Source organism: Streptomyces sp. V1I1, from assembly GCF_030817355.1.
GTDB lineage: Bacteria > Actinomycetota > Actinomycetes > Streptomycetales > Streptomycetaceae > Streptomyces.
The window spans coordinates 3,432,725-3,453,155 of record NZ_JAUSZH010000001.1 but is presented as its reverse complement, the minus strand read 5'-3'; the positions used below and the strand labels follow the sequence as shown (position 1 = coordinate 3,453,155).

The following is a 20,431-nucleotide window of genomic DNA, read 5'->3' as shown; positions in this document are numbered from 1 at the left end:
CTCCCCTGCTGGGTCGCAGATTTACTGCGAAGTAAGGTTACTCAGCCACTCCTGGGTGTGAGTACGCCTGAACACGCCGCCTGAACGCCACTTCTGGTTGCCGGTCAAGTAGCACGCGTCGGACAGCCGCCCCGCATGAACGCAGGGTGACCGGCGAGTGCCCTTCGCCACATTCGGGCGGTCGGCGCCGGGCCGGGACGCCGTCCGGAGAGTGGCTCCATCCACCCTTCCGAGCAGGGGTGATGCCGTTCGATCGTGGTCCGGGCGGGCCGACGGGAGCGAATGGCCTGTGCCGCGCACAACAGGCGGGTCGGGTTAACGCTGGATAAACTCGCCGTTTGCCGTGCGCGGAATGGGGATTCGCAGCGCACTCGACACGACCTACGGAGAGTGAGAGATGCGTACGAACCGGGCCGTCATCCACAGGAACCAACCTCTACCGGGCGACCTGCGGGACGCTGTATGACCGTGGCCGCCGAGTCCCTGACGCTGCTCGACCCGCTGCTCGACCAGGTGCCCGCGCCCGCGCTCTTCACCGCGGGAGCCGCAGCCCCCGAGCGCACCCTCCTCGACATCCTCGACGAGACCACCCGCCGTCACCCGAATGCATCAGCTGTCGACGACGGTACCGCGCCCCTCACATACCGCGAACTGCTCGCCGAGGTCGAGACGATGCGGCTGCGCCTGGCCGCCGCCGGGATCGGTGTCGGCGACCGCGTCGGCGTACGTGTGCCGTCCGGGACCACCGACCTGTACGTGTCGATTCTCGCCGTACTCGCGGCGGGCGCCGCCTACGTCCCGGTCGACGCCGAGGATCCCGACGAGCGCGCCGAGCTGGTTTTCACCGAGGCCGCGGTGAGCGCCGTCGTCGGCGCCGGGCGGACGATCGTGCCGTGCGGCGCCCCCGTCGGTGACACGGGCAAGCGCCCGGGGCCGGACGACGACGCGTGGATCATCTTCACCTCCGGTTCCACCGGCAAGCCCAAGGGCGTCGCGGTCACCCACCGCAGCGCCGCCGCCTTCGTCGACGCCGAGGCCCGCCTTTTCCTGGCGGAGGAGCCCCTCGCCCCCGGCGACCGCGTTCTCGCCGGGCTGTCCGTCGCCTTCGACGCCTCCTGCGAGGAGATGTGGCTCGCCTGGCGGCACGGCGCCTGCCTGGTCCCCGCGCCCCGCTCCCTCGTACGTACCGGCCTCGACCTCGGCCCCTGGCTGGTCGAGCAGCGCATCACCGTCGTCTCGACGGTCCCCACCCTCGCCGCGCTGTGGCCGGCCGAGGCGCTCGACGACGTACGGCTGCTGATCTTCGGCGGCGAGGCCTGCCCGCCCGAGCTGGCCGAGCGCATGGCCGTCACGGGGCGTGAGGTCTGGAACACCTACGGCCCGACCGAGGCCACCGTCGTCGCCTGCGGCGCGCTCCTGACCGGCGAAGGACCGGTACGGATCGGGTTGCCGCTCGACGGCTGGGAGCTCGCAGTCGTGGACGCCCAGGGCGACCTCGTGTCCATGGGCAAGACCGGTGAGCTCGTCATCGGCGGCGTCGGCCTGGCCCGTTACCTGGACGCGGAGAAGGACGCCGAGAAGTACGCACCCCTGCCCGCTCTCAGCTGGGACCGCGCCTACCGCAGCGGCGACCTGGTGAGGGCGGAGGCGGACGGCCTGCTCTTCGTCGGCCGCGCCGACGAGCAGATCAAGCTCGGTGGCCGCCGTATCGAACTCGGCGAGATCGACGCGGCGTTGCAGGCCCTGCCGGGCGTCGCGGGAGCGGCGGCCGCGGTTCGTACCACCACAGCCGGACATCAGCTGCTGGTCGGCTATGTCGTCGAGAGCGACGCAGCCGGAAGGGACGGCGCCGGAAGGGACGGCGCCGAGCGCGAAGGTGCCGGGACTGACGGCGTCGAGAGCGGAGGCGTCGGGAGTGCTGGCGTCGAGAGCGACGGCTTCGACCAGGCCGACAGCGTGAAACGGCTGCGCAAGGAGCTGCCCGCGGCCCTCGTGCCGCTGCTCGCCGTCATCGACACCCTCCCCACCCGTACCTCCGGCAAGGTGGACCGGGCCGCGCTGCCCTGGCCCTTGCCGAACGTGGACACACCGGCTGAGGATGCCGAACTCACCGTCACCGAAGCCTGGCTGGCCGGGCAGTGGGCCGAACTCCTCGGCACCCCGGTCACCGGCCCCGACGCGGACTTCTTCGTGAACGGCGGCGGCAGCCTGGCCGCCGCGCAGCTCGTGTCACGCATCCGGGAGCGGTACGCGGCCGGGTCGGTCGGTGACATCTACCAGAACCCGACGCTCGGCGCGCTCGCCCGGACGCTGGACGCGTCCTCCACCGGCGGACCCGAGGCCGGGGAGGTGCGGCCGGTGCCGCGCCGTACCGGATTCGCGCAGACGCTTCTCATGCTGCCGCTGCTCGGCGTTGTCGGGCTGCGCTGGGGCGTGGTGGCGGTGGCGATCAGCAATCTCCTGGGGAACGTGCTCGGCCTGCCGTGGGCGCCCACCGTGTCGTGGTGGTGGGTGGGCCTCGGCTGGCTGCTCATCGTCAGCCCGCCCGGGCGGATCGTGATCGCGGCGGGTGGTGCGCGGTTGCTGCTGCGCGGCCTGCGCCCTGGTACGTATCCGCGCGGCGGCGGCGTCCATCTGCGGCTGTGGACGGCCGAACGCCTCGCCGAACTCAGCGGTGCCACCAGCCTCGCCGGCGTATGGCTCACGTACTACGCACGGGCGCTCGGCGTCCGTATCGGCGACGACGTCGATCTGCACGCGCTGCCGCCGGTGAGCGGGATGCTGCGCCTCGGCAAGGGCTGCGCGGTCGAGCCCGAGGCGGATCTGTCCGGGCACTGGCTCGACGGCGACCGGCTGCACATCGGCACCGTACGGATCGGCGCCGGAGCCACCGTCGGCGCACGCAGCACGCTCTTCCCCGGCGCCCGTATCGGCAAGCGCGCCGAGATCGCGCCCGGCTCCGGTGTGACCGCAACGGTCCCGGCCGGCGAGCGCTGGGCGGGCGTGCCCGCCTCCCGCAAGGGGAAGGCCAACCGCCATCTCCCCGACGGCCGCCCGCTGCGCAGGCGGCGTTGGACCACGGTCTACTCGCTCACATCCCTGGCGCTCGGGCTGCTGCCCGCACTCGCCGCGCTGCCGGGCCTGCTGGTGATCGGCCTGTTCCTGCGCGGCCGCACCGGCATCGGTGAAGCGCTGACGGCCGCCCTGACCGCCGTGCCGCTCGCGACGGTCGTCGCCGTGGTCACGTACGCGCTGATCGTCCTGGTCGGCGTACGGCTGCTCAGCATCGGCCTGCGAGAGGGCTACCACGCCGTCCACGGCCGGGTCGCCTGGCAGGCGTGGGCGACCGAGCGGCTGATGGACATGGCGCGGGTGCACCTCTTCCCGCTGTACGCGAGCCTGTTCACGCCCGTGTGGCTACGGGCCCTGGGCATGAAGGTGGGCCGCCGGGTCGAGGCGTCGACCGTGCTGGCGCTGCCCGCGATGACGACGGTCGGCGACGGGGCGTTCCTCGCCGACGACACGATGGTCGCCTCGTACGAACTCGGCGGCGGCTGGCTGCGGATCGCCGAGGCGCGGATAGGCAAGCGGGCCTTCCTCGGCAACTCCGGGATGACGGCCGCGGGCCGTTCCGTACCCAAACGCGGCCTGGTCGGCGTACTGTCCGCCACCCCGAAGCGGGCGAAGGCGGGCAGCTCCTGGCTCGGGATGCCCCCGATGAAGCTGCCCCGGTCGGCCGAAGAGGGCGACCAGAGCCGTACCTTCCACCCGCCGAAGCGGCTGATGTGGGCCCGCGCGGCCGTCGAGGTCTGCCGGATCGTGCCGGTCATGTGCGGAGCGGCACTCGCCGTACTGGCCCTCGCGGCCTTCGAGCTGCTTGCATCCCGCATCGGCGTCGGTCTCGCGGTGCTGTGCGGCGGCGGAGTGCTGCTCGCCGCGGGATTGGTCGCCTGCGTCGTCGCGATCGCGGCGAAGTGGCTGCTGGTCGGCCGTTTCCGGGCCGTTGAGCACCCACTGTGGTCGTCCTTCGTGTGGCGCAACGAGCTCGCCGACACCTTTGTGGAGGTGCTCGCCGTGCCGTGGCTGGTCGGCGCCACCAGCGGGACGCCGCTGATGAACCTGTGGCTGCGCGGGCTCGGCGCCCGCATCGGCCGCGGGGCGTGGTGCGAGACGTACTGGCTGCCGGAGGCCGACCTTGTGACGGTCGGCGGCGGGGCGAGCGTCAATCGCGGGTGTGTTGTGCAGACGCACCTCTTCCATGACCGGATCATGCGTATGGACAATGTCGTCCTCGAAGCGGGCGCGACGCTGGGCCCGCACGGCATCGCGCTGCCCGGCGCGGTCATCGGCGAGCGGGCGACGGTCGGCCCGGCGTCGCTGGTGATGCGAGGGGAGAGGGTGCCGGCGGGGACCCGCTGGCTGGGGAACCCGATCGCGGCCTGGCAAGGCGATGAGCGGGGCACGGAAACTGCACGATGAGAAAGACCGCGGCACCGAAATCGCACGATGAGAAAGACACAGAGGGCGTACAAGGGTGACGGATTCGTACCTGCCGCAGCACGGTGACAGCGGCTACCGGACGACGGAGTACGACCTGGAGCTGGACTACCGTCCGTACGCCGGCCGGCTCTCCGGCCGGGCCAGGATCAGCGCCGTCGCCGAACGTGAGCTGGCCGAGGTCGCCCTGGACCTCGGCCCGTTCCGTATCAACCGCGTACTCGTGGACGGCGCCCGCCCGGCCCGGTACACGCACCGCGCCGACAAGCTGCGGGTACGGCCCGCCCGGCCGTTGCGCGCCGGGGCCGCCTTCACCGTCGAGGTGCGTTACACCGGCGTCCCGCGGCCCGTCCGCACCCGCGACTGGGGCGACCTCGGCTGGGAACAGCTGGAGGAGGGCGCGCTGGTGGCCTCCCAGCCGAGCGGTGCCCGCTCCTGGTTCCCCTGCAACGACCGCCCCAGCGACAAGGCCGCCTACCGGATCGCGGTGACCACCCCGTCCCCGTACACCGTGGTCGCCAACGGCACCCTCACCTCTCGTACGATCAGCGCCTCCACCACCACGTGGGTGTACGAGCACCCGGCGCCCATGGCCAGCTATCTCGCGACCGTCCAGATCGGCCCGTACGAGCTCGTCGAGGTGAAGCAGGCCGGGCAGGTGCCGCAGCCGGCCGCTGTGCCCCGGCGGCTGCTCAGCCGTTTCGAGCACGACTTCGCCCGGCAGCCGCAGATGATGACCGCCTTCACGGACCTCTTCGGCCCCTACCCCTTCGACGACTACGCGGTCGTGGTGGTGGACGAGGAACTGGACGTGCCTGTCGAGGCACAGGGCCTTTCGATCTTCGGGGCCAATCATGTGGACGGGCGGCGCGGCAGCGAACGCCTGGTCGCGCACGAGCTGGCCCACCAGTGGTTCGGCAACAGCCTGACTGTCGCGGACTGGCGGCACATATGGCTCAACGAGGGCTTCGCGAAGTACGCCGAGTGGCTCTGGTCCGAGGTGTCCGGCGGCCCCTCGGCGGCCACGCTGGCCGCCAAGTCCCGGGCCAAGCTGGCCCTGCTGCGCCAGGACATCCGGATCGGCGACCCGGGCCTGCGGCGGCTGTTCGACGACCGGCTCTACGAGCGGGGCGGGCTCACGCTGCATGCGCTGCGTACGGTGATCGGGCACGCGGCGTTCGTGAGGCTGCTGCGGGAGTGGACCGCGAGTCACCGGCACGGGGTGGTGACCACGGAGGAGTTCATCGCGCTCGCGCAGCGGCACTCCTCGCATCCGCTCGACGGGCTGTTCACGATGTGGCTGTACGACGCGAAGCTGCCCACTCTGCCGCAACCGCGCCACTGACGTCGTGGGGGACTCTCAGCCTGCGGGCCGGCCGGAGCGCCAGTCGCGTACGACAGCGTCCACGTCGTAGGGCTGGAGCCCCAGCTGGGGACCCGGCGGAGGGCGGCGGATCGCCGCGGCGATCTTCTCGTTGACCTCTGTCAGGATCCGCCGTACCTCGGCCGCGGACGGCGCCCGCCGGGCAGCCTCCAGGGCGTCCTCGGCCTCCTTGCGGAGGGCGAGCGTGGGCGGCAGGTAGGAGAGGTGCTCGCGGTGCATCTTCTGCTTGACCCACCACAGGTCGTCGTACGTGCGATCAACGTCGGGCAGCGGCTTCCCGAACCCCGGCAGGTCCTTGAAGTCCCCACGCTCGGACGCCTCGCGGATCTGCTTGTCGACCCACGACTCGAAGCTGACGCCCGGCGGCTTGCGTTCGGTCACGACTCGTCCTCCCGCTCGACCCGCTGCTTCCACACCTCTGTCCCCAATCGTGGCACGTGTCGCACGCGGTGATGGTGGGGGAGAAAGGCCAGAAAGCCGGAAAGGCAGGAGCCCCGATCCACAAAGAAACGGGGCTCCTTGGTACTGCTGAGTCGTTCGCGATCGCCGACCCGTGGCTGACTAGGCCGGGGTGACGTTCTCCGCCTGCGGGCCCTTCGGGCCCTGGGTGACGTCGAAGTTCACGACCTGGTTCTCCTCGAGGGAGCGGAAGCCGGTCGCGTTGATCGCGGAGTAGTGGACGAAGACATCCGGGCCGCCGCCGTCCTGGGCGATGAAGCCGAAGCCCTTTTCAGCGTTGAACCACTTGACGGTTCCGGTAGCCATAAGCCCTCCTTGGGCCAAAGGGTTGCCCTGCTCCAGAACCTGCAAGAAGTCTGAAAACTACAAAAGCCTGCGGGTTACATGCTCCGCAGGCTCTGTACTGCAAGGGAAACCAAACTGCAACTTGCGTTGAGCCTAGCACGCAGCGTGTGCGCAGCGGTAGAGGGAAAGATCACGTCACCCGGACGTTTGACGGGCCCTTGATCCGCTGACGATTGGCCGGCGAATCGCGGACGAATCGCAGCTCGGGAGGGGTGCGTGTACGGGTGCTTGTACGGGTCGTGCACGGGCGTGTGTACTGCCCCGGCACCCCCGCCCGTAGGCCGCAGGTCTAGCCTCGCGATGTGGACAGTCTTGGAGAAGGCACAGCAACCGACCACCGTCGCAGCCGGCCCCGCGTCGGCCACATCCAGTTCCTGAACTGTCTGCCCCTGTACTGGGGGCTGGCGCGTACCGGAACTCTCCTCGATCTCGAGCTGACAAAGGACACCCCGGAGAAGCTCAGCGAGCAGCTGGTGCGCGGCGCCCTCGACATCGCGCCTATCACCCTCGTCGAATTCCTGCGCAATGCCGATCAGCTCGTCGCCTTCCCCGACCTCGCGGTCGGCTGTGACGGGCCGGTCATGTCCTGCGTGATCGTGTCCCAGGTGCCGCTGGAGCAGCTCGACGGGGCGCGGGTGGCGCTCGGCTCCACGTCGCGTACGTCGGTACGGCTGGCCCAGCTGCTGCTGGCCGAGCAGTACAAGGTGACGCCCGACTACTACACGTGCCCGCCCGACCTCGGCCTGATGATGCAGGAGGCGGACGCTGCCGTGCTGATCGGCGACGCCGCGCTGCGGGCCTCGCTGCACGATGCGCCGAAGCTCGGCCTCCAGGTCCACGATCTGGGGCTGATGTGGAAGGAGTGGACCGGGCTGCCGTTCGTCTTCGCGGTGTGGGCGGCGCGCAAGGACTATCTGGCGCGCGAGCCCGTCGTCGTACAGAAGGTGCACGAGGCCTTCCTCGCCTCGAGGGATGTCTCCCTGGAGGAGGTCACCAAGGTGGCCGAGCAGGCGGCGCGCTGGGAGACCTTCGACGCGGAACTCCTTGAGCGCTACTTCACGACTCTGGACTTCCGTTTCGGGGCCGAGCAGCTCGCGGGCGTACGGGAATTCGCGCGCCGGACCGGGCCGACGACCGGGTTCCCGGCTGATGTGACGGTGGAGCTGCTCGGCGGCCGGCAGTTGTGACGAGGCGGGGTCGGGGTCAGGACGCGGGGATGGGGGCCTGCATGTGCTCGCTGATCCACTGGATGGATCCGTCCCCCATGCCCTTCACGTAAGTCTTGGCGTTGTGCTCGCCGTCCTGGATGACCTGGAGGCGGCTCTTGACCGGGCCCTTGCAGTAGTCGCGGACGAAGCGCTTGAGGCTGTTCATCCCGCGCTCCTTGGTGCCTATCTGGAAGGCCAGATAGACGTCGTTGTCCTTGGTGTCGGGCTTGGCGGCCAGGGCCTTGGCAAGCTTCTCCGGGTTGTTGGCCTGCCGCTGGGTCTCGTGGCCCGCCCACAGCGGTGAGTCCGGGACGGTGTCGGGACCGGAGGCGATCACGGCCTTGAACTTGTCCGGGCGCTGGAGCACCGACTTCAGGCCGACGAACGCGCCGGACGAGGAGCCCATGAAGGCCCAGCCGTCACGGGACCTGAACGTACGGAAGTTGGCCTTCACGAAGTCGGGGACGTCCTCGGTCATCCAGGTGCCCATCTTCGGCTGCCCCGGTATGTCGCTGCCGTCGTAGTAGTACTTGGCGTCCGGGTTGAGCACCGGCATGACCACGATGAACGGCAGGCTCTTGCCCTCCTGCGACCACTTGCTGATGCTGCTCTGCAGCTTGAGGTCGGTGCCCATCCAGTAGTTCTTGGGGTAGCCGTTGCCGCCGGGGAGGGCGATCAGCACGGGGAAACCGCTGTTCGCGTACTTGGGGTCGAAGTACTCCTTCGGGGCCCAGACCCACACCTTGCCCTGGAAGCCGGACTTCTGGCCGTCCAGCGTGGTTACGCCGATCTTGGTGCCGTCGTCGAGAGTGTTCTGGGTGGTGAACTCGGCCCTCGGGCCGGTCGGCATCAGTGTCTTGGCCGCGGCTTCCCCGGCCGCCTTTTCGGTCGTACCGCCGCCGGAGCCGCCGCCCGACTGCTGGGCGGCGGGGGCCTTCGCGGTGGGCCCGTCGAAGGAGACAGGGTCGCCCTCGTCCGAGCAGCCGGCGACGAGCGCGACAGAGCCGAGGGCGACGGCGGCTATGAGGGCCTTGGGCAGGCGTTTCATTGGGGGACTCCGAGGGTTCTGGCACAGGAGCGGTTTTCGGACAAGCCGTGTGATTTACGACCGGAGAGATGACGGAACGCCCGGTTCGGTTCGCTCCGTGGCGGCGGGAATCCTCGTGATGCCGAACACGCCGGGCCTAGGCTGAAGCGCAGCAGGTGCGACGCGACGCGAGGCAACGCAGGGCAACAGGCAATCGGGGGAGTGCAGATGCAGCCGCTGGATCCGGGCGAGCCGCAGAGCATCGGGGCGTACCGGCTGCTCGGCAGGCTGGGGGCGGGCGGGATGGGCCGCGTCTATCTCGGGCGCAGCGCCGGCGGCCGTACGGTCGCGGTGAAGGTGGTCCATCCGCATTTCGCGCTCGACGAGGAGTTCCGGGCGCGGTTCCGGCGTGAGGTGGAGGCGGCGCGGCGGGTCGGCGGGCAGTGGACGGCGCCGGTGCTGGACGCCGACCCGGAGGCGCCGGTGCCCTGGGTGGCGACCGGGTATGTGGCCGGTCCGGCCCTGTCCCAGGCGGTCACCGACCACGGTCCGCTGCCCACCCATTCGGTACGGGTGCTGGGCGCCGGCCTCGCGGAGGCACTCGCGGCCGTGCACGGTCTTGAGCTGGTGCACCGGGATGTGAAGCCGTCCAATGTGCTGATGACCCTGGACGGGCCGCGGCTGATCGACTTCGGGATCGCCCGCGCCACAGACGGCACCGCCTCGCTCACCTCAACCGGGGTCTCGGTCGGCTCGCCCGGCTATATGTCGCCGGAGCAGATCCTCGGCAAGGGCGTCACGGGCGCGGCCGATGTCTTCTCGCTGGGCGCGGTGCTGGCGTACGCGGCGGTGGGCGCGGCGCCCTTCCCGGGCGACTCCTCGGCCGCGCTGCTCTACAAGGTGGTGCACGGGGAGCCCGAACTGGGTTCCCTGGAGGGCGACTTGCGCGAACTGGTCGCCGACTGCCTCGCCAAGGACCCGGCAGCGCGGCCCGCGCCCGCCGACATCGCGAACAGGCTGGCCCCGGGTGGGGCGGCCGCGCTGGTCGGGGCGGGATGGCTGCCGGGCCCGCTGGTCGAGCAGGTCAGCCGGTCGGCGGTCAGACTGCTGGATCTCGAGCCGTCGCAGGCGGACCCTGTGGCGTCGGGGCCGGTGGGTTCGGGGCCGTTGGCGTCGGACCCGGTGGCGTCAGGGCCGGTTGCGTTCAGCAGCGCCGCGGTCGGGGCGTTCGGGCCGCCGGTGGAGCCGCCCCGGGACTCGTCGCTGCCGGGCCAACACAGCCCCAACGGGCGGCTCTCCGTCTCGATGACGGCCGACTCCGTACCGACCGGGTCCGGCGAGCCGGGCGAACGCCGGGGCCGGAAGGTGAGCTGCACGGTGGCCCTGGCGGTGGCAGGTGCGCTTGCGGCGGTGACGGTGGGCGGGACGGTGCTGTTCGATCTGTTCCCGGGCGGGAACGGCAAGGGTGACAGTTCGGCGGCCGGGCCGCAGAAGACCAAGAGCCCGTCGGTGTCGGACAGCGCGTCGGGCGAACCCGAGGGGCAGGCGAACGCGGTCCGGAAGACCTTCATCGGCACCTGGAAGGGCCCCTTCCAGGTCGAGTTCGCCGGCAGCAAGATCAACGCCGGGACCTTCACGATCGTCATCGGCTCCGGGAAGACGGGCGCGAAGGTCGGCACGGTCAACCAGTTCGACGCCCTGGGGAGCTTCGCCTGCGAGGACAACCTCGTACTGCGCAGCGCGAGCAGGACGGAGCTGGTCGCCGAGGGCAAGTCCAGCGGCAAGGAAGGCAATGCCTGCACGGCGGGCACGCACACGGTGAAGCTGCGGCTCGCCGAGGGCCGCCTGGAGTACACCTCCCAGGACCCACGGGCGGGCAACCCGCGTGCCCTGCTGGAAAAGTCGAGGTGATCGTCACCGCGGCGGGCCACGCACCGACGCCGTGCCGACCGTGCCCGCAGGTTGCCACCACCCCTGGCGTAGGCTGGATCGGCCCGCAGATGCTCTGAACCACCGCCGAAAGGTGACACCCGGTGACCGAGAAGGCCGACCTTCAGTCCGCGCTGGACCGTGCTGCCGAGGGTGGGCGGATCACCCCGGAGGAGGCGCTCGAGCTGTACCGTTCCGCGCCGCTGCACGCGTTGGGCGCGGCGGCGGACGCCGTACGGCGGCGGCGTTACGCGGGTACGGAGCACATCGCGACGTACATCATCGAGCGCAACATCAACTACACCAACGTGTGCGTCACCGCCTGCAAGTTCTGTGCCTTCTACGCCCCGCCGAAGGACACCGACAAGGGCTGGACGCGCGACCTCGACGACATCCTGCGGCGCTGCGCCGAGACGGTCGAGCTCGGCGGCACCCAGATCATGTTCCAGGGCGGGCACCACCCGGACTACGGCGTCGAGTACTACGAGAAGCACTTCTCGGCCATCAAGACGGCGTACCCGGAGCTGGTGATCCACTCCCTCGGTGCCTCCGAGGTCGAGCACATGGCCCGTATCTCCAAGGTGTCGGTCGGGGAGGCGATCTCCCGGATCCACGCCGCCGGCCTCGACTCCTTCGCGGGCGCCGGCGCCGAGCTGCTGCCCGAGCGGCCGCGCAAGGCGATCGCGCCGCTCAAGGAGTCCGGCGAGCGGTGGCTGGAGATCATGGAGGCCGCGCACCGGCTGGGCGTCGAGTCGACGTCGACAATGCTGATGGGCACCGGCGAGACCAACGCCGAGCGGATCGAGCACCTGCGGATGATCCGCGATGTGCAGGACCGGACGGGCGGCTTCCGGGCCTTCATCCCGTACACGTACCAGCCCGAGAACAACCACCTCAAGGGCCGTACGCAGGCGACGCTCTTCGAGTACCTGCGCATGATCGCGATCGCGCGCCTCTTCCTCGACAACGTCGCCCACATCCAGGGCTCGTGGCTGACCACGGGCAAGGAGGTCGGCCAGCTGTCGCTGCACTACGGCGCGGACGACCTCGGTTCGATCATGCTCGAGGAGAACGTCGTCTCCTCGGCGGGCGCGAAGCACCGGTCGAACCGGCTGGAGATCATCGACCTGATCCGTAAGTCGGGCCGGGTGCCGGCGCAGCGGACGACGACGTACGAGCACATCGTCGTGCACGACGACCCGGCGGACGACCCGGTCGACGAGCGCGTCGCCTCGCACATCTCGTCCACGGCGATCGAGGGTGGTACGGCCCACCCCGAGCTGAAGCTGCTCGCCTCCAACTAAGAGCGGTACGAGGCCGAGTTGCAGACCATCCATGTGGCGGACGACGTCTTTGTGGGCGGCCGCCGGGGGGTCCACGCGGTTGCCGTGGACGCCGGGTTGATCATCGCGATGGGCACGTACGAGGAGATGGCTGCCGCCCGCCCGCAGGCGCGGGTGCGGCGCTGGCCCGGGCTGCTGACCCCCGGGCTGCGGCACCCGCAGGCCGCCGCACTGCTTGAGGCGGCCTACCACCCCGATCCGCGCGAGGCTGACCAACTCGGCACCGAGCCGCTGACCGGCGAGGCGCTGGCGGCGCTGGAGATGGACGAGGCCCGCTGGGGCGCGAGCGCGCGACGCGGGTTGCAGCGGCTGCTGCGGCACGGGGTGACGGCGGTCTGCGGCCCGTTCACCCGGCCCTCGGTGCGGACAGCGGTGGCACGGTCGGGGCTGTATGTACGCGAACCGATGGGTGGCGCCGAGCGCGAGGCGCTCACGCTCGATCCGTTCAAGGGCTACCCGCTGAACGCCCTGCTCGACCGGAGCCTCACGGTCGGCGGGTCCGCCGACTTCGCGGTTTTCGACGTACCGGTCGAGGGCGTACCGGTCGACGATGGCCCGGTCGATGATGTCCCGGCCGACGACGTCCCGGCGCGGATGCTGCGGCTGCACGGCGCGGGGACCTGCGTCGCGACCGTACTCGGTGGACGTCTGGTGTACCGGCGCGCGTAGGGGCCATGTCCTGGTGACCGTGTTCGGCGCGATCATCTTGGCCGGCCTCGGGCTCTTCGCGTACGCCATCAGGAGGTCGCAGAGAGGTGGCGGGAGCCGGCCCCGGTTCCGGTGAGCCCTGCCGGGCGGCGTGCTGTTTGAACGTGCTGCTTGAATGGGTGCGTGACCCGAGCAACCCTGGACAAGCAGCCGCACGAAGTCGCCTCGATGTTCGACGACGTGGCGGCGAACTATGACCTCACCAACGATGTGCTCTCGCTCGGCCAGGACCGGCGGTGGCGCAAGGAGGTCGCGAAGGCGGTGGACGCCCGCCCGGCGCAGAAGGTCCTGGACCTGGCCGCGGGCACGGGCACGTCCTCGCTTCCGTTCACCGCCACCGGCGCGTATGTCGTCCCCTGCGACTTCTCCCTCGGCATGCTGCGCGAGGGCAAGAAGCGCAACCCGTGGCTGCCGCTCACCGCGGGCGACGCGACGAAGCTGCCGTTCCGCGACGGTGTCTTCGACGCCGTGACGATCTCGTTCGGGCTGCGCAATGTGCAGGACACGGACGCGGCGCTGCGCGAGCTGTACCGGGTGACGAAGCCGGGCGGGCGGGTCGTGATCTGCGAGTTCTCGCAGCCGACCTGGGCGCCGTTCCGTACGGTCTACACCGAGTATCTGATGCGGGCGCTGCCGCCGGTGGCGCGGGCGGTCTCCTCGAACCCGGACGCGTACGTCTATCTCGCCGAGTCGATCCGCGCCTGGCCCGACCAGGCGGGGCTGGCGCAGCGGCTCCAGCAGGCAGGCTGGTCCAAGGTCGCGTGGCGGAATCTGTCCGGCGGGATCGTGGCGCTGCACCGCGGCACCAAGCCGCAGTAACCCGCGCCGCCATGGACTACCAGGCGGTCCTGGAACGGATCGCGGCAGACATCGCACCGCAGATCGGCAGCGGCAGGCCCGCCGAGTACATCCCGGCACTCGCCGCCGTCGACCCGCGCCGCTTCGGCATGGCCATCGCGGACGTGGACGGCAAGGTGTACGGAGTGGGCGACTGGCAGCACCCCTTCTCCACCCAGTCGATCACCAAGGTCTTCTCCCTCGCGCTGGCCATGACCCACGGCGACGCCGGCCTCTGGGAGCGCGTCGGCCGTGAGCCGTCCGGCAACCCCTTCAACTCGCTGGTGCAGCTGGAGTACGAGAACGGGATTCCGCGCAATCCCTTCATCAACGCGGGCGCGCTCGTCGTCACCGACATCCTGCAGACTCTGACCGGCGACGCGAGCAGCGAACTGCTGGAATTCCTGCGGCAGGAGAGCGGCAACCCGCACCTGGGTTTCGACCCGGATGTCGCCGAGTCGGAGTCCGCGTACGGCGACCGCAATGCCGCGCTGGCCCACTTCATGGCCTCGTACGGCAATATCGTCAACCCCGTACCGACCCTCCTCGACCACTACTTCTGGCAGTGCTCGATCGAGATGAGCTGCGCCGATCTGACCCTGGCGGCCCGCTTCCTGGCCCGCCACGGGCTGCGCGCCGACGACTCCCGCCTGCTGACCCGCAGCGAGGCCAAGCAGATGAACGCCGTGATGCTGACCTGCGGTACGTACGACGCGGCCGGCGACTTCGCCTACCGGGTCGGACTGCCGGGCAAGAGCGGCGTGGGCGGCGGGATCGTCGCGGTGGTGCCGGGGCGCTGCACCTTGTGCGTCTGGAGCCCGGGCCTGGACGCGCGCGGCAACTCGGTGGCGGGGGTCGCGGCGTTGGACCGGTTCACGACGCTGACCGGGCTTTCGGTGTTCTAGCCCGAGACTGCTGCCGTGAACAGCCGTGAACAGCCGTGAACAGCCGTGAACAGCCGTGAGCAGTCGTCAGCAGCCGTCAGCAGCCGAGAACTGCCTTGAATCTGGCGTGAATTGGCGCAACCCAGCCGGATGTTGACGGGAACCGGCAGGCGGGGAAGTTGAGTCAGTTGTTTACGACGTTCTTATCTCCCCGCCCGTCCCCACCTGTCACCTCGGAGTCTCCCCCATGGCGTCGTTCTGCCCGCACTGCGGCAATCCATCTCCGGATGAGGCTCGCTTCTGCATGAAGTGCGGACGGGAGAGGTTGCCCGAGGCTTCGGCCCCGCCCGCGATGCCTCCGGCTCCGCCCGCTCTCGCGGTTGGGCAGCCCGCCCAACCTTCCCCCGTCGGGGCGTTCTTCGGGCGTGTGTTCCGCGGCGACTGGCCGGCAGCTGCGAAGGCCGCGGCCTGGCCGGCCGGACTGCTGTTGGCGCTGGCGGTGGTTCTCGCCATCCCGTCCTACGGCCAGGACGACGAGGTCGTCGTCGGCTGGAGCGACCGGCTGCGGATCGCGCTCGCGATGCTGCTGCAAGGGTTCGGCGGCGGCTTCGAGGTGAAGGCGGCGGGCGGCTCGTCACCGTTCGGCCCGGATTCGGGCTCCGGCTCCGGTTCCGGCTCCAGTTCCGGTTCCTCGGGCGGGATCTTCGGCGACTCGGACATCGACGCGATGGGCGCGGCCTCGCTCTCCGTGGTGCCGCTGACGGTGACTCTGCTGTGGATCGGCGCGCTGTACGTGGGCGCACGGATGCTGCGTACGCGAGGGGCCGGGCTGGAAGCCGCCGTACGGCTCTCGCTGCTGGTCACCGGTGTGGTCCTGGTCCTCGGCCTGTTCGCCCAGCCCGAGATCGCGGGCGTGGCGGTCTCCTCGTCCCCGCTGCTCGCGGCGCTCGGCGCCCTGGCGATCTCACTCGCGGTGACCTGCGGGGTGCTGCAGCGCGACGACCTCGCGGCGTGGCTGGCGCAGCGGCCCGCGGCACGCTCGACGGTACGTGCGCTGGGGACGGCGGTGCGCGCGCTCGGCGCGGTGCTGGTGCTCTGCTCGCTGGTCGGCTTCGTCGCGTACGCCAACGCGGACGACGTGGACGGCACGGCCCTGCTGGTCGCGCTGGCGATCCTGCCCAACATCGGCTTCGCGGTGCTCGGGCTGAGCTGGGGCGTGCCGGTGGAGTACGACGTCCAGGGCCAGTTCAGCCCGATCGGCTCCAGCACGGAGCACGGCAGTTTCGGACTGCCGGAGATCAACGATGTGTGGGGCGGCGGAACGGTCGCCGGGGCGCTCGCCCTCGGTGCGGTATGCGCGCTCACGCTCGGCGTCTGGGCGGCGCGCCGCTCGGCGGACCGTCGCGAGCAGCTGCTGGCAGGCGGCTTCTCGCTGGGGCTCGTCCTGCTGTTCACGGGCGTCAGCGGAGTCTCGGTCGAACTTGCGGGGGGCCTTGCGGACTTCGGCGGTCAGGGCACCTCGGAGTTCGCGCCGAGCGTTCCGGACGCGCTGCTGTTCGGGCTGCTGTGGGTGGGGGCGGCGACGTTCCTGGGCCCGTACGTGCTGCGAATGATGGGGCAGCAAGCGGCAGTTCTGCCGGTTCCGCCGGTTCCGGCGTACGGCCCGATGGCTGCCCCGGTGACTCCGGCGGCTCCCACCACGCCTCCTGCCACGGCTCCTGCCGCTCCCTATGTGGCCGACCCCCACAATGTGGCTGACCCCCACGCCGTGCACCTCGCCGCCGCGCCGGGGGTTGTCCACGATCCAGCCGCCACGGCAGCCGCGGCCGAGCGCAAGCGCAAGGTCCTTGTCTGGACGGCCACCCTCACCGCCGCGTTCGTCATCGGCGGCGGCGCGACGGCCGGGGCGCTGCTCCTGAAGAGGAACAACGAGAGGAACAACGACGAGTCCGGCCAGGCACAGAACAAGCCACCCGCCGCCTCGCAGTCGCCCACCCCCAAGCAGGACCCGCCGGCGTCCGCCTCACCAGCCGCCTCGGCTTCCGACTCACCTCCCGTGTTCCCCTCCGCCATCCCGTCCCCCAACCCCTCCCAGTCCCAATCCCCGGGCGGCGCCGCGCTCCCCGCCGGCTTTGTGCTGAAGCAGGACCCCGCCGGATTCACCGTCGGGGTGATGGACGGCTGGAAGCGCCGGCAGGCGGGCAGCCAGATCTTCTACGAGGCCCCGACGGGTGGTTCGTACATCCAGATCGGGATCGTCAAGAACACCCCCATGTCCTCGTACGAGAACTTCCTCGGCCTGGAGAAGAAGCACCAGGAGACCCCCGAGACCGACTACCAGCGCAGCCGGCTGGCGCAGAACACCTACCAGGGACGGCCGGGCGCGCTCTGGGAGTTCACCCACATCCCCGAGCCGGACGAGAGCGGCCTGCGGCGGCACGTCATCGACCAGGCGTTCGTGGCCTCGGACGGCACGGAGTACGCGATCCTTGCCGCGGGCCGCGCCGACCTCTGGGACGCGAACAGGGACGTGGTGTTCTCCACCGCGATCAACACGTTCAAAGCGAACTGAGCTCCAGCCGGAAGCAGTACCCCTTCTGCTGGGACACCGGCGTCGTGAACGTCTCGGCCAGCTCCATCCCCAGCCGCCGGATCACCGCGATCGAGCGCTCGTTGCGGGCGTTCACCATCGCCACCACCCGCTCGACGCCCGCCGCCCGTACCCGCTCCAGCGTGGTGCGGGCGGCGGCCGTCGCGTACCCCTTGCCCCACGCGGACCGCGCCAGCCGCCAGCCGATCTCGATCTCGCCGACCGGGCCGAAGCCCTCGTGCGGCCAGGGCTGTGCGCCGGCGAAGCCGATGACTTCGCCGTCCTCGTCGAGCATGGTCCAGAAGCAGAAGCCGCGCTCGGCGTCGTGTCTGCGCTGCCGGGCGGTCAGCTCCTCGTAGACCGAAAGCTCGGCCGACGTACCGCCGTGGAACTCCATGACGTCCGGGTCGTTGAAGATCCTGTGCCAGGCCAGGGCGTCCTCGTCGGTGGGCACGCGCAGTTGTACGGCGGGGAGCGGCCTGCTCATAGGGGGGAACCCTTCAGTTTGTGGATCAGTACGCCCCCATAGACTGCACATGTCCTGTGCCATTCGGTACGCAATATCGAGTCTTCGGGAGAACCCGCCGTGACCGAGCCCCTCTCCGAACACACCGCCGATGTGATCGTCGTCGGGGCAGGCCCGGCCGGCTCCACGACCGCGTACTACCTCGCCAAGGCCGGACTCGACGTCCTGCTCCTCGAGAAGACCGCCTTCCCGCGCGAGAAGGTGTGTGGCGACGGCCTTACGCCCCGCGCCACCAAGCAGCTGGTCGCCATGGGCATCGACATCTCCGAAGAGGCCGGCTGGCTGCGGAACAAGGGCCTGCGGATCATCGGCGGCGGGGTGCGGCTGCAGCTCGACTGGCCGGATCTCGCCTCGTACCCGGACTACGGACTCGTCCGCAAGCGCGACGACTTCGACGAGCAGTTGGCCCGGCAGGCGCAGAAGGCGGGCGCGCGGCTGTACGAGCGGTGCAATGTCGGGGCTCCGATCATCGACGACCGGACCGGCCGTATCACCGGCGTGAACGCCAAGGTGGGCGAGGAGAAGACCCCCGTCACCTTCCACGCGCCGCTCGTCGTCGCCGCCGACGGCAACTCCTCGCGGATCTCCCTCGCCATGGGGCTGCACCGGCGTGAGGACCGGCCGATGGGCGTGGCCGTACGGACGTACTTCACCTCGCCCCGCCACGACGACGACTACCTGGAGTCCTGGCTGGAGCTGTGGGACCGCCGCGGCCCGGGCGAGGACCGGCTGCTGCCCGGCTACGGCTGGATCTTCGGCATGGGCGACGGCACCTCCAACGTCGGCCTCGGCGTACTCAACACCTCCGCCTCCTTCAAGGAGCTGGACTGGCGCGAGGTGCTCAAGGCCTGGTGCGCCTCGATGCCGGAGGACTGGGGGTACACCGAGGAGAACATGACGATGCCGATCCGCGGCGCCGCGCTCCCGATGGCCTTCAACCGCCAGCCGCACTACACCAAGGGCCTGCTGCTGGTCGGCGACGCGGGCGGGCTGGTCAACCCGTTCAACGGTGAGGGCATCGCGTACGCCATGGAGTCCGGGCAGATCGCCGCCGATGTGATCGTGCAGGCACACGCCCGGCAGACCCCGGCGCAGCGGGAACTGGCGCTGCACCGCTACCCGAAGGTCCTCAAGGACACATACGGCGGCTACTACACCCTCGGCCGGGCGTTCGTGAAGCTCATCGGCAACCCGAAGGTCATGAAGATCGCGACGCAGCGCGGTCTGACCCACCCGCTGCTGATGAAGTTCACGCTGAAGATGCTGGCGAACCTGACCGACCCGACGGGCGGCGACGCGATGGACCGGATCATCAACGGTCTCTCGAAGGTGGCCCCGAAGGCCTGAGGCCGGCCTCGGCCTCTCCCTCACCCCGAGTGAGCAGAGAGAACCTGTATGTAACCGAAGCGGACAGGCCGGTGAACGGACGAAGGGCCGCGGCTCCACCCCCGAGCGGGGGAGCCGCGGCCCTTCGTCTTGTGCGTGCCGTCAGAGAACCCGGACCGCACCGCTCGCCGGGTAGCCCGACAGGTCCTGGATGACGACGCCCTTGCCGGGGTTGGCGGCGTCGAGGTACTTGCCGTCGCCGATGTAGACACCGGTGTGGTACGCGGAACCGGCGCCGCCCCAGTAGAGGATGTCGCCGACCTGGAGGTTGGAGGTGCCCACCTGGGTGCCGGCCACCGACTGGTCCTGCGAGACGCGCGGGAGGTCGACGCCGACCGTCCGGAAAGCGGCCTGGACGAGGCTGGAGCAGTCCCAGGAGTTGGGGCCGGAGGCGCCCATGACGTAGGCGTCGCCGAGCTGCGCCTTGAGGAAGGCTACAACGGTCGCTGCGGAGCCCGTGGCGTTCGAGGTGGGGGCGGAGAGCGTGGTGCGCTCGGAGGAGCGGGAGGCGCGCTCCTTGGCCTCGGCCGCGGCGCGCTTCTTCGCCTCGGCCTTCTCCTTGGCCTCGGCCTTGCGCTCGGCCTCGGCGTGGGCCAGCTTGGCGGACTTCGCGGCCTTGGCGGCGGCGGCGTCCTCCTGGGCCTGCAACTCGAGGTCGAGGGCGACCTGCTGAGTGGCCTCGGCGGACTGCGAGACGGCGGCGGAGAGGGCGCCGGAGGTGAGCGTCGGCATTTCGATGGTCTCGGTCACCGGCTCGGCGGTCGCCGGCCCGGCAGCTCCGGCCACTGCCATGGTGCTGAGGACGCCACCGGCAACTCCGGCCCGGAGCGCGAGTTTCGATGCGCTGCGGCGGGGCTTCCGGTGGCTGGGTATGTGAGCGGTGTGGGACATGAGTACAACCGCTATCAGGGGCGCGCGGTTCCTTCAAGAAACGTGTGTTGCGCCACAGTTACGACCGGAATCTCTGAATCCGCTCTCCTTGGACCCTTATTGACGCCGTAACGGGCAATACGGGCATGCGTGATCACGGCTTTGATCATGGGCTTTCCATAAAAGGTCCGAATTGCCTGGCGCTTACCACCCCTTCACACCGTTGGCCAAGCCCGCTTTTGTTGAAGTCACAAGCGCGTGGCGCAGGTCACAGAAAGGTCAACGTCCGGGCGGCCGGAGGCTCGTGAATGCGGGCACGTTGTCCACTTCGGTCCGCCCATGGCCCCGCCCGGGTGGGGCGGCGTCCACTATCACCCGTTGAGGTCCATCGCCAATTTGCCCGTACGGGCCACTGCTTGGTAGGGCGCACACCCTCCG

15 protein-coding genes and 1 pseudogene are annotated in these 20,431 nt (G+C 70.3%); 11 read left to right on the top strand and 5 right to left on the bottom strand.

The features are described 5' to 3' along the window. The first annotated feature begins 462 nt into the window (after positions 1-462). Entirely contained in the window at positions 463-4,479 is a 4,017-nt protein-coding gene (locus tag QFZ67_RS16060; protein ID WP_307661776.1) for a Pls/PosA family non-ribosomal peptide synthetase, read from the top strand. 55 nt (positions 4,480-4,534) lie between these two features. Continuing rightward, on the top strand, positions 4,535-5,842 hold the full coding sequence (locus QFZ67_RS16055; RefSeq protein ID WP_307661775.1) for a M1 family metallopeptidase: 1,308 nt from the start codon (positions 4,535-4,537) through the stop codon (positions 5,840-5,842). A 15-nt stretch (positions 5,843-5,857) separates the two neighbouring features. Here the strand turns inward: QFZ67_RS16055 and QFZ67_RS16050 are convergent, their stop codons facing one another. Both QFZ67_RS16050 and QFZ67_RS16045 read right to left on the bottom strand, forming a co-directional pair. Next, positions 5,858-6,262: a DUF1992 domain-containing protein gene (locus QFZ67_RS16050; RefSeq protein ID WP_307661774.1), complete on the bottom strand. Its 405-nt coding sequence runs from the start codon at positions 6,260-6,262 to the stop codon at positions 5,858-5,860. 180 nt (positions 6,263-6,442) lie between these two features. Continuing rightward, complete coding sequence (locus tag QFZ67_RS16045; protein WP_017948713.1) at positions 6,443-6,646, bottom strand: cold-shock protein; 204 nt, start codon at positions 6,644-6,646, stop codon at positions 6,443-6,445. A 341-nt stretch (positions 6,647-6,987) separates the two neighbouring features. On the opposite strand from QFZ67_RS16045, the gene QFZ67_RS16040 reads away from it, so the two are divergent. Continuing rightward, a complete protein-coding gene (locus tag QFZ67_RS16040; RefSeq protein ID WP_307661773.1) occupies positions 6,988-7,872 on the top strand; it encodes a menaquinone biosynthetic enzyme MqnA/MqnD family protein in 885 nt (294 codons plus the stop codon). A 16-nt stretch (positions 7,873-7,888) separates the two neighbouring features. On the opposite strand, the gene QFZ67_RS16035 is transcribed toward QFZ67_RS16040, so the two are convergent. Beyond that, positions 7,889-8,941, bottom strand: coding sequence for an esterase family protein (locus QFZ67_RS16035; protein WP_307661772.1), 1,053 nt, complete (start codon positions 8,939-8,941; stop codon positions 7,889-7,891). 207 nt (positions 8,942-9,148) lie between these two features. On the opposite strand from QFZ67_RS16035, the gene QFZ67_RS16030 reads away from it, so the two are divergent. The 7 genes and pseudogenes from QFZ67_RS16030 to QFZ67_RS16005 all read left to right on the top strand — a co-directional run bounded on the left by QFZ67_RS16030 (position 9,149) and on the right by QFZ67_RS16005 (position 17,193). Further along, positions 9,149-10,831, top strand: coding sequence for a serine/threonine-protein kinase (locus QFZ67_RS16030; RefSeq protein WP_307661771.1), 1,683 nt, complete (start codon positions 9,149-9,151; stop codon positions 10,829-10,831). A 122-nt stretch (positions 10,832-10,953) separates the two neighbouring features. Next, on the top strand, positions 10,954-12,153 hold the full coding sequence (gene mqnC, locus QFZ67_RS16025) for a cyclic dehypoxanthinyl futalosine synthase (RefSeq protein ID WP_307661770.1): 1,200 nt from the start codon (positions 10,954-10,956) through the stop codon (positions 12,151-12,153). Between the two features lie 18 nt (positions 12,154-12,171). Beyond that, entirely contained in the window at positions 12,172-12,861 is a 690-nt protein-coding gene (locus tag QFZ67_RS16020) for a hypothetical protein (RefSeq protein WP_307661769.1), read from the top strand. 162 nt (positions 12,862-13,023) lie between these two features. After that, complete coding sequence (locus tag QFZ67_RS16015) at positions 13,024-13,719, top strand: demethylmenaquinone methyltransferase (RefSeq protein ID WP_307661768.1); 696 nt, start codon at positions 13,024-13,026, stop codon at positions 13,717-13,719. An 11-nt stretch (positions 13,720-13,730) separates the two neighbouring features. Beyond that, the gene (locus QFZ67_RS16010; protein ID WP_307661767.1) at positions 13,731-14,642 is read left to right on the top strand and encodes a glutaminase; all 912 of its coding nucleotides are present in this window, start codon (positions 13,731-13,733) and stop codon (positions 14,640-14,642) included. Positions 14,643-14,868: 226 nt separating this feature from the next. Next, positions 14,869-14,937 (top strand): annotated as a pseudogene (locus QFZ67_RS39115) (zinc-ribbon domain-containing protein); the annotation flags it as partial. A gap of 111 nt (positions 14,938-15,048) precedes the next feature. Further along, positions 15,049-17,193, top strand: a complete 2,145-nt coding sequence (locus QFZ67_RS16005) for a hypothetical protein (RefSeq protein WP_307661766.1) — start codon at positions 15,049-15,051, stop codon at positions 17,191-17,193. Here the strand turns inward: QFZ67_RS16005 and QFZ67_RS16000 are convergent. Further along, positions 17,180-17,698, bottom strand: coding sequence for a GNAT family N-acetyltransferase (locus QFZ67_RS16000; protein WP_307661765.1), 519 nt, complete (start codon positions 17,696-17,698; stop codon positions 17,180-17,182). The genes QFZ67_RS16005 and QFZ67_RS16000 overlap by 14 nt on opposite strands. 99 nt (positions 17,699-17,797) lie before the next feature. Here QFZ67_RS16000 and QFZ67_RS15995 point away from each other — a divergent pair, with 99 nt between their 5' ends. After that, on the top strand, positions 17,798-19,084 hold the full coding sequence (locus QFZ67_RS15995) for a geranylgeranyl reductase family protein (protein ID WP_307661764.1): 1,287 nt from the start codon (positions 17,798-17,800) through the stop codon (positions 19,082-19,084). A gap of 141 nt (positions 19,085-19,225) precedes the next feature. Here QFZ67_RS15995 and QFZ67_RS15990 read toward each other — a convergent pair whose 3' ends face one another. Beyond that, complete coding sequence (locus QFZ67_RS15990; RefSeq protein WP_307661763.1) at positions 19,226-20,014, bottom strand: C40 family peptidase; 789 nt, start codon at positions 20,012-20,014, stop codon at positions 19,226-19,228. Between the last annotated feature and the right edge of the window lie 417 nt (positions 20,015-20,431).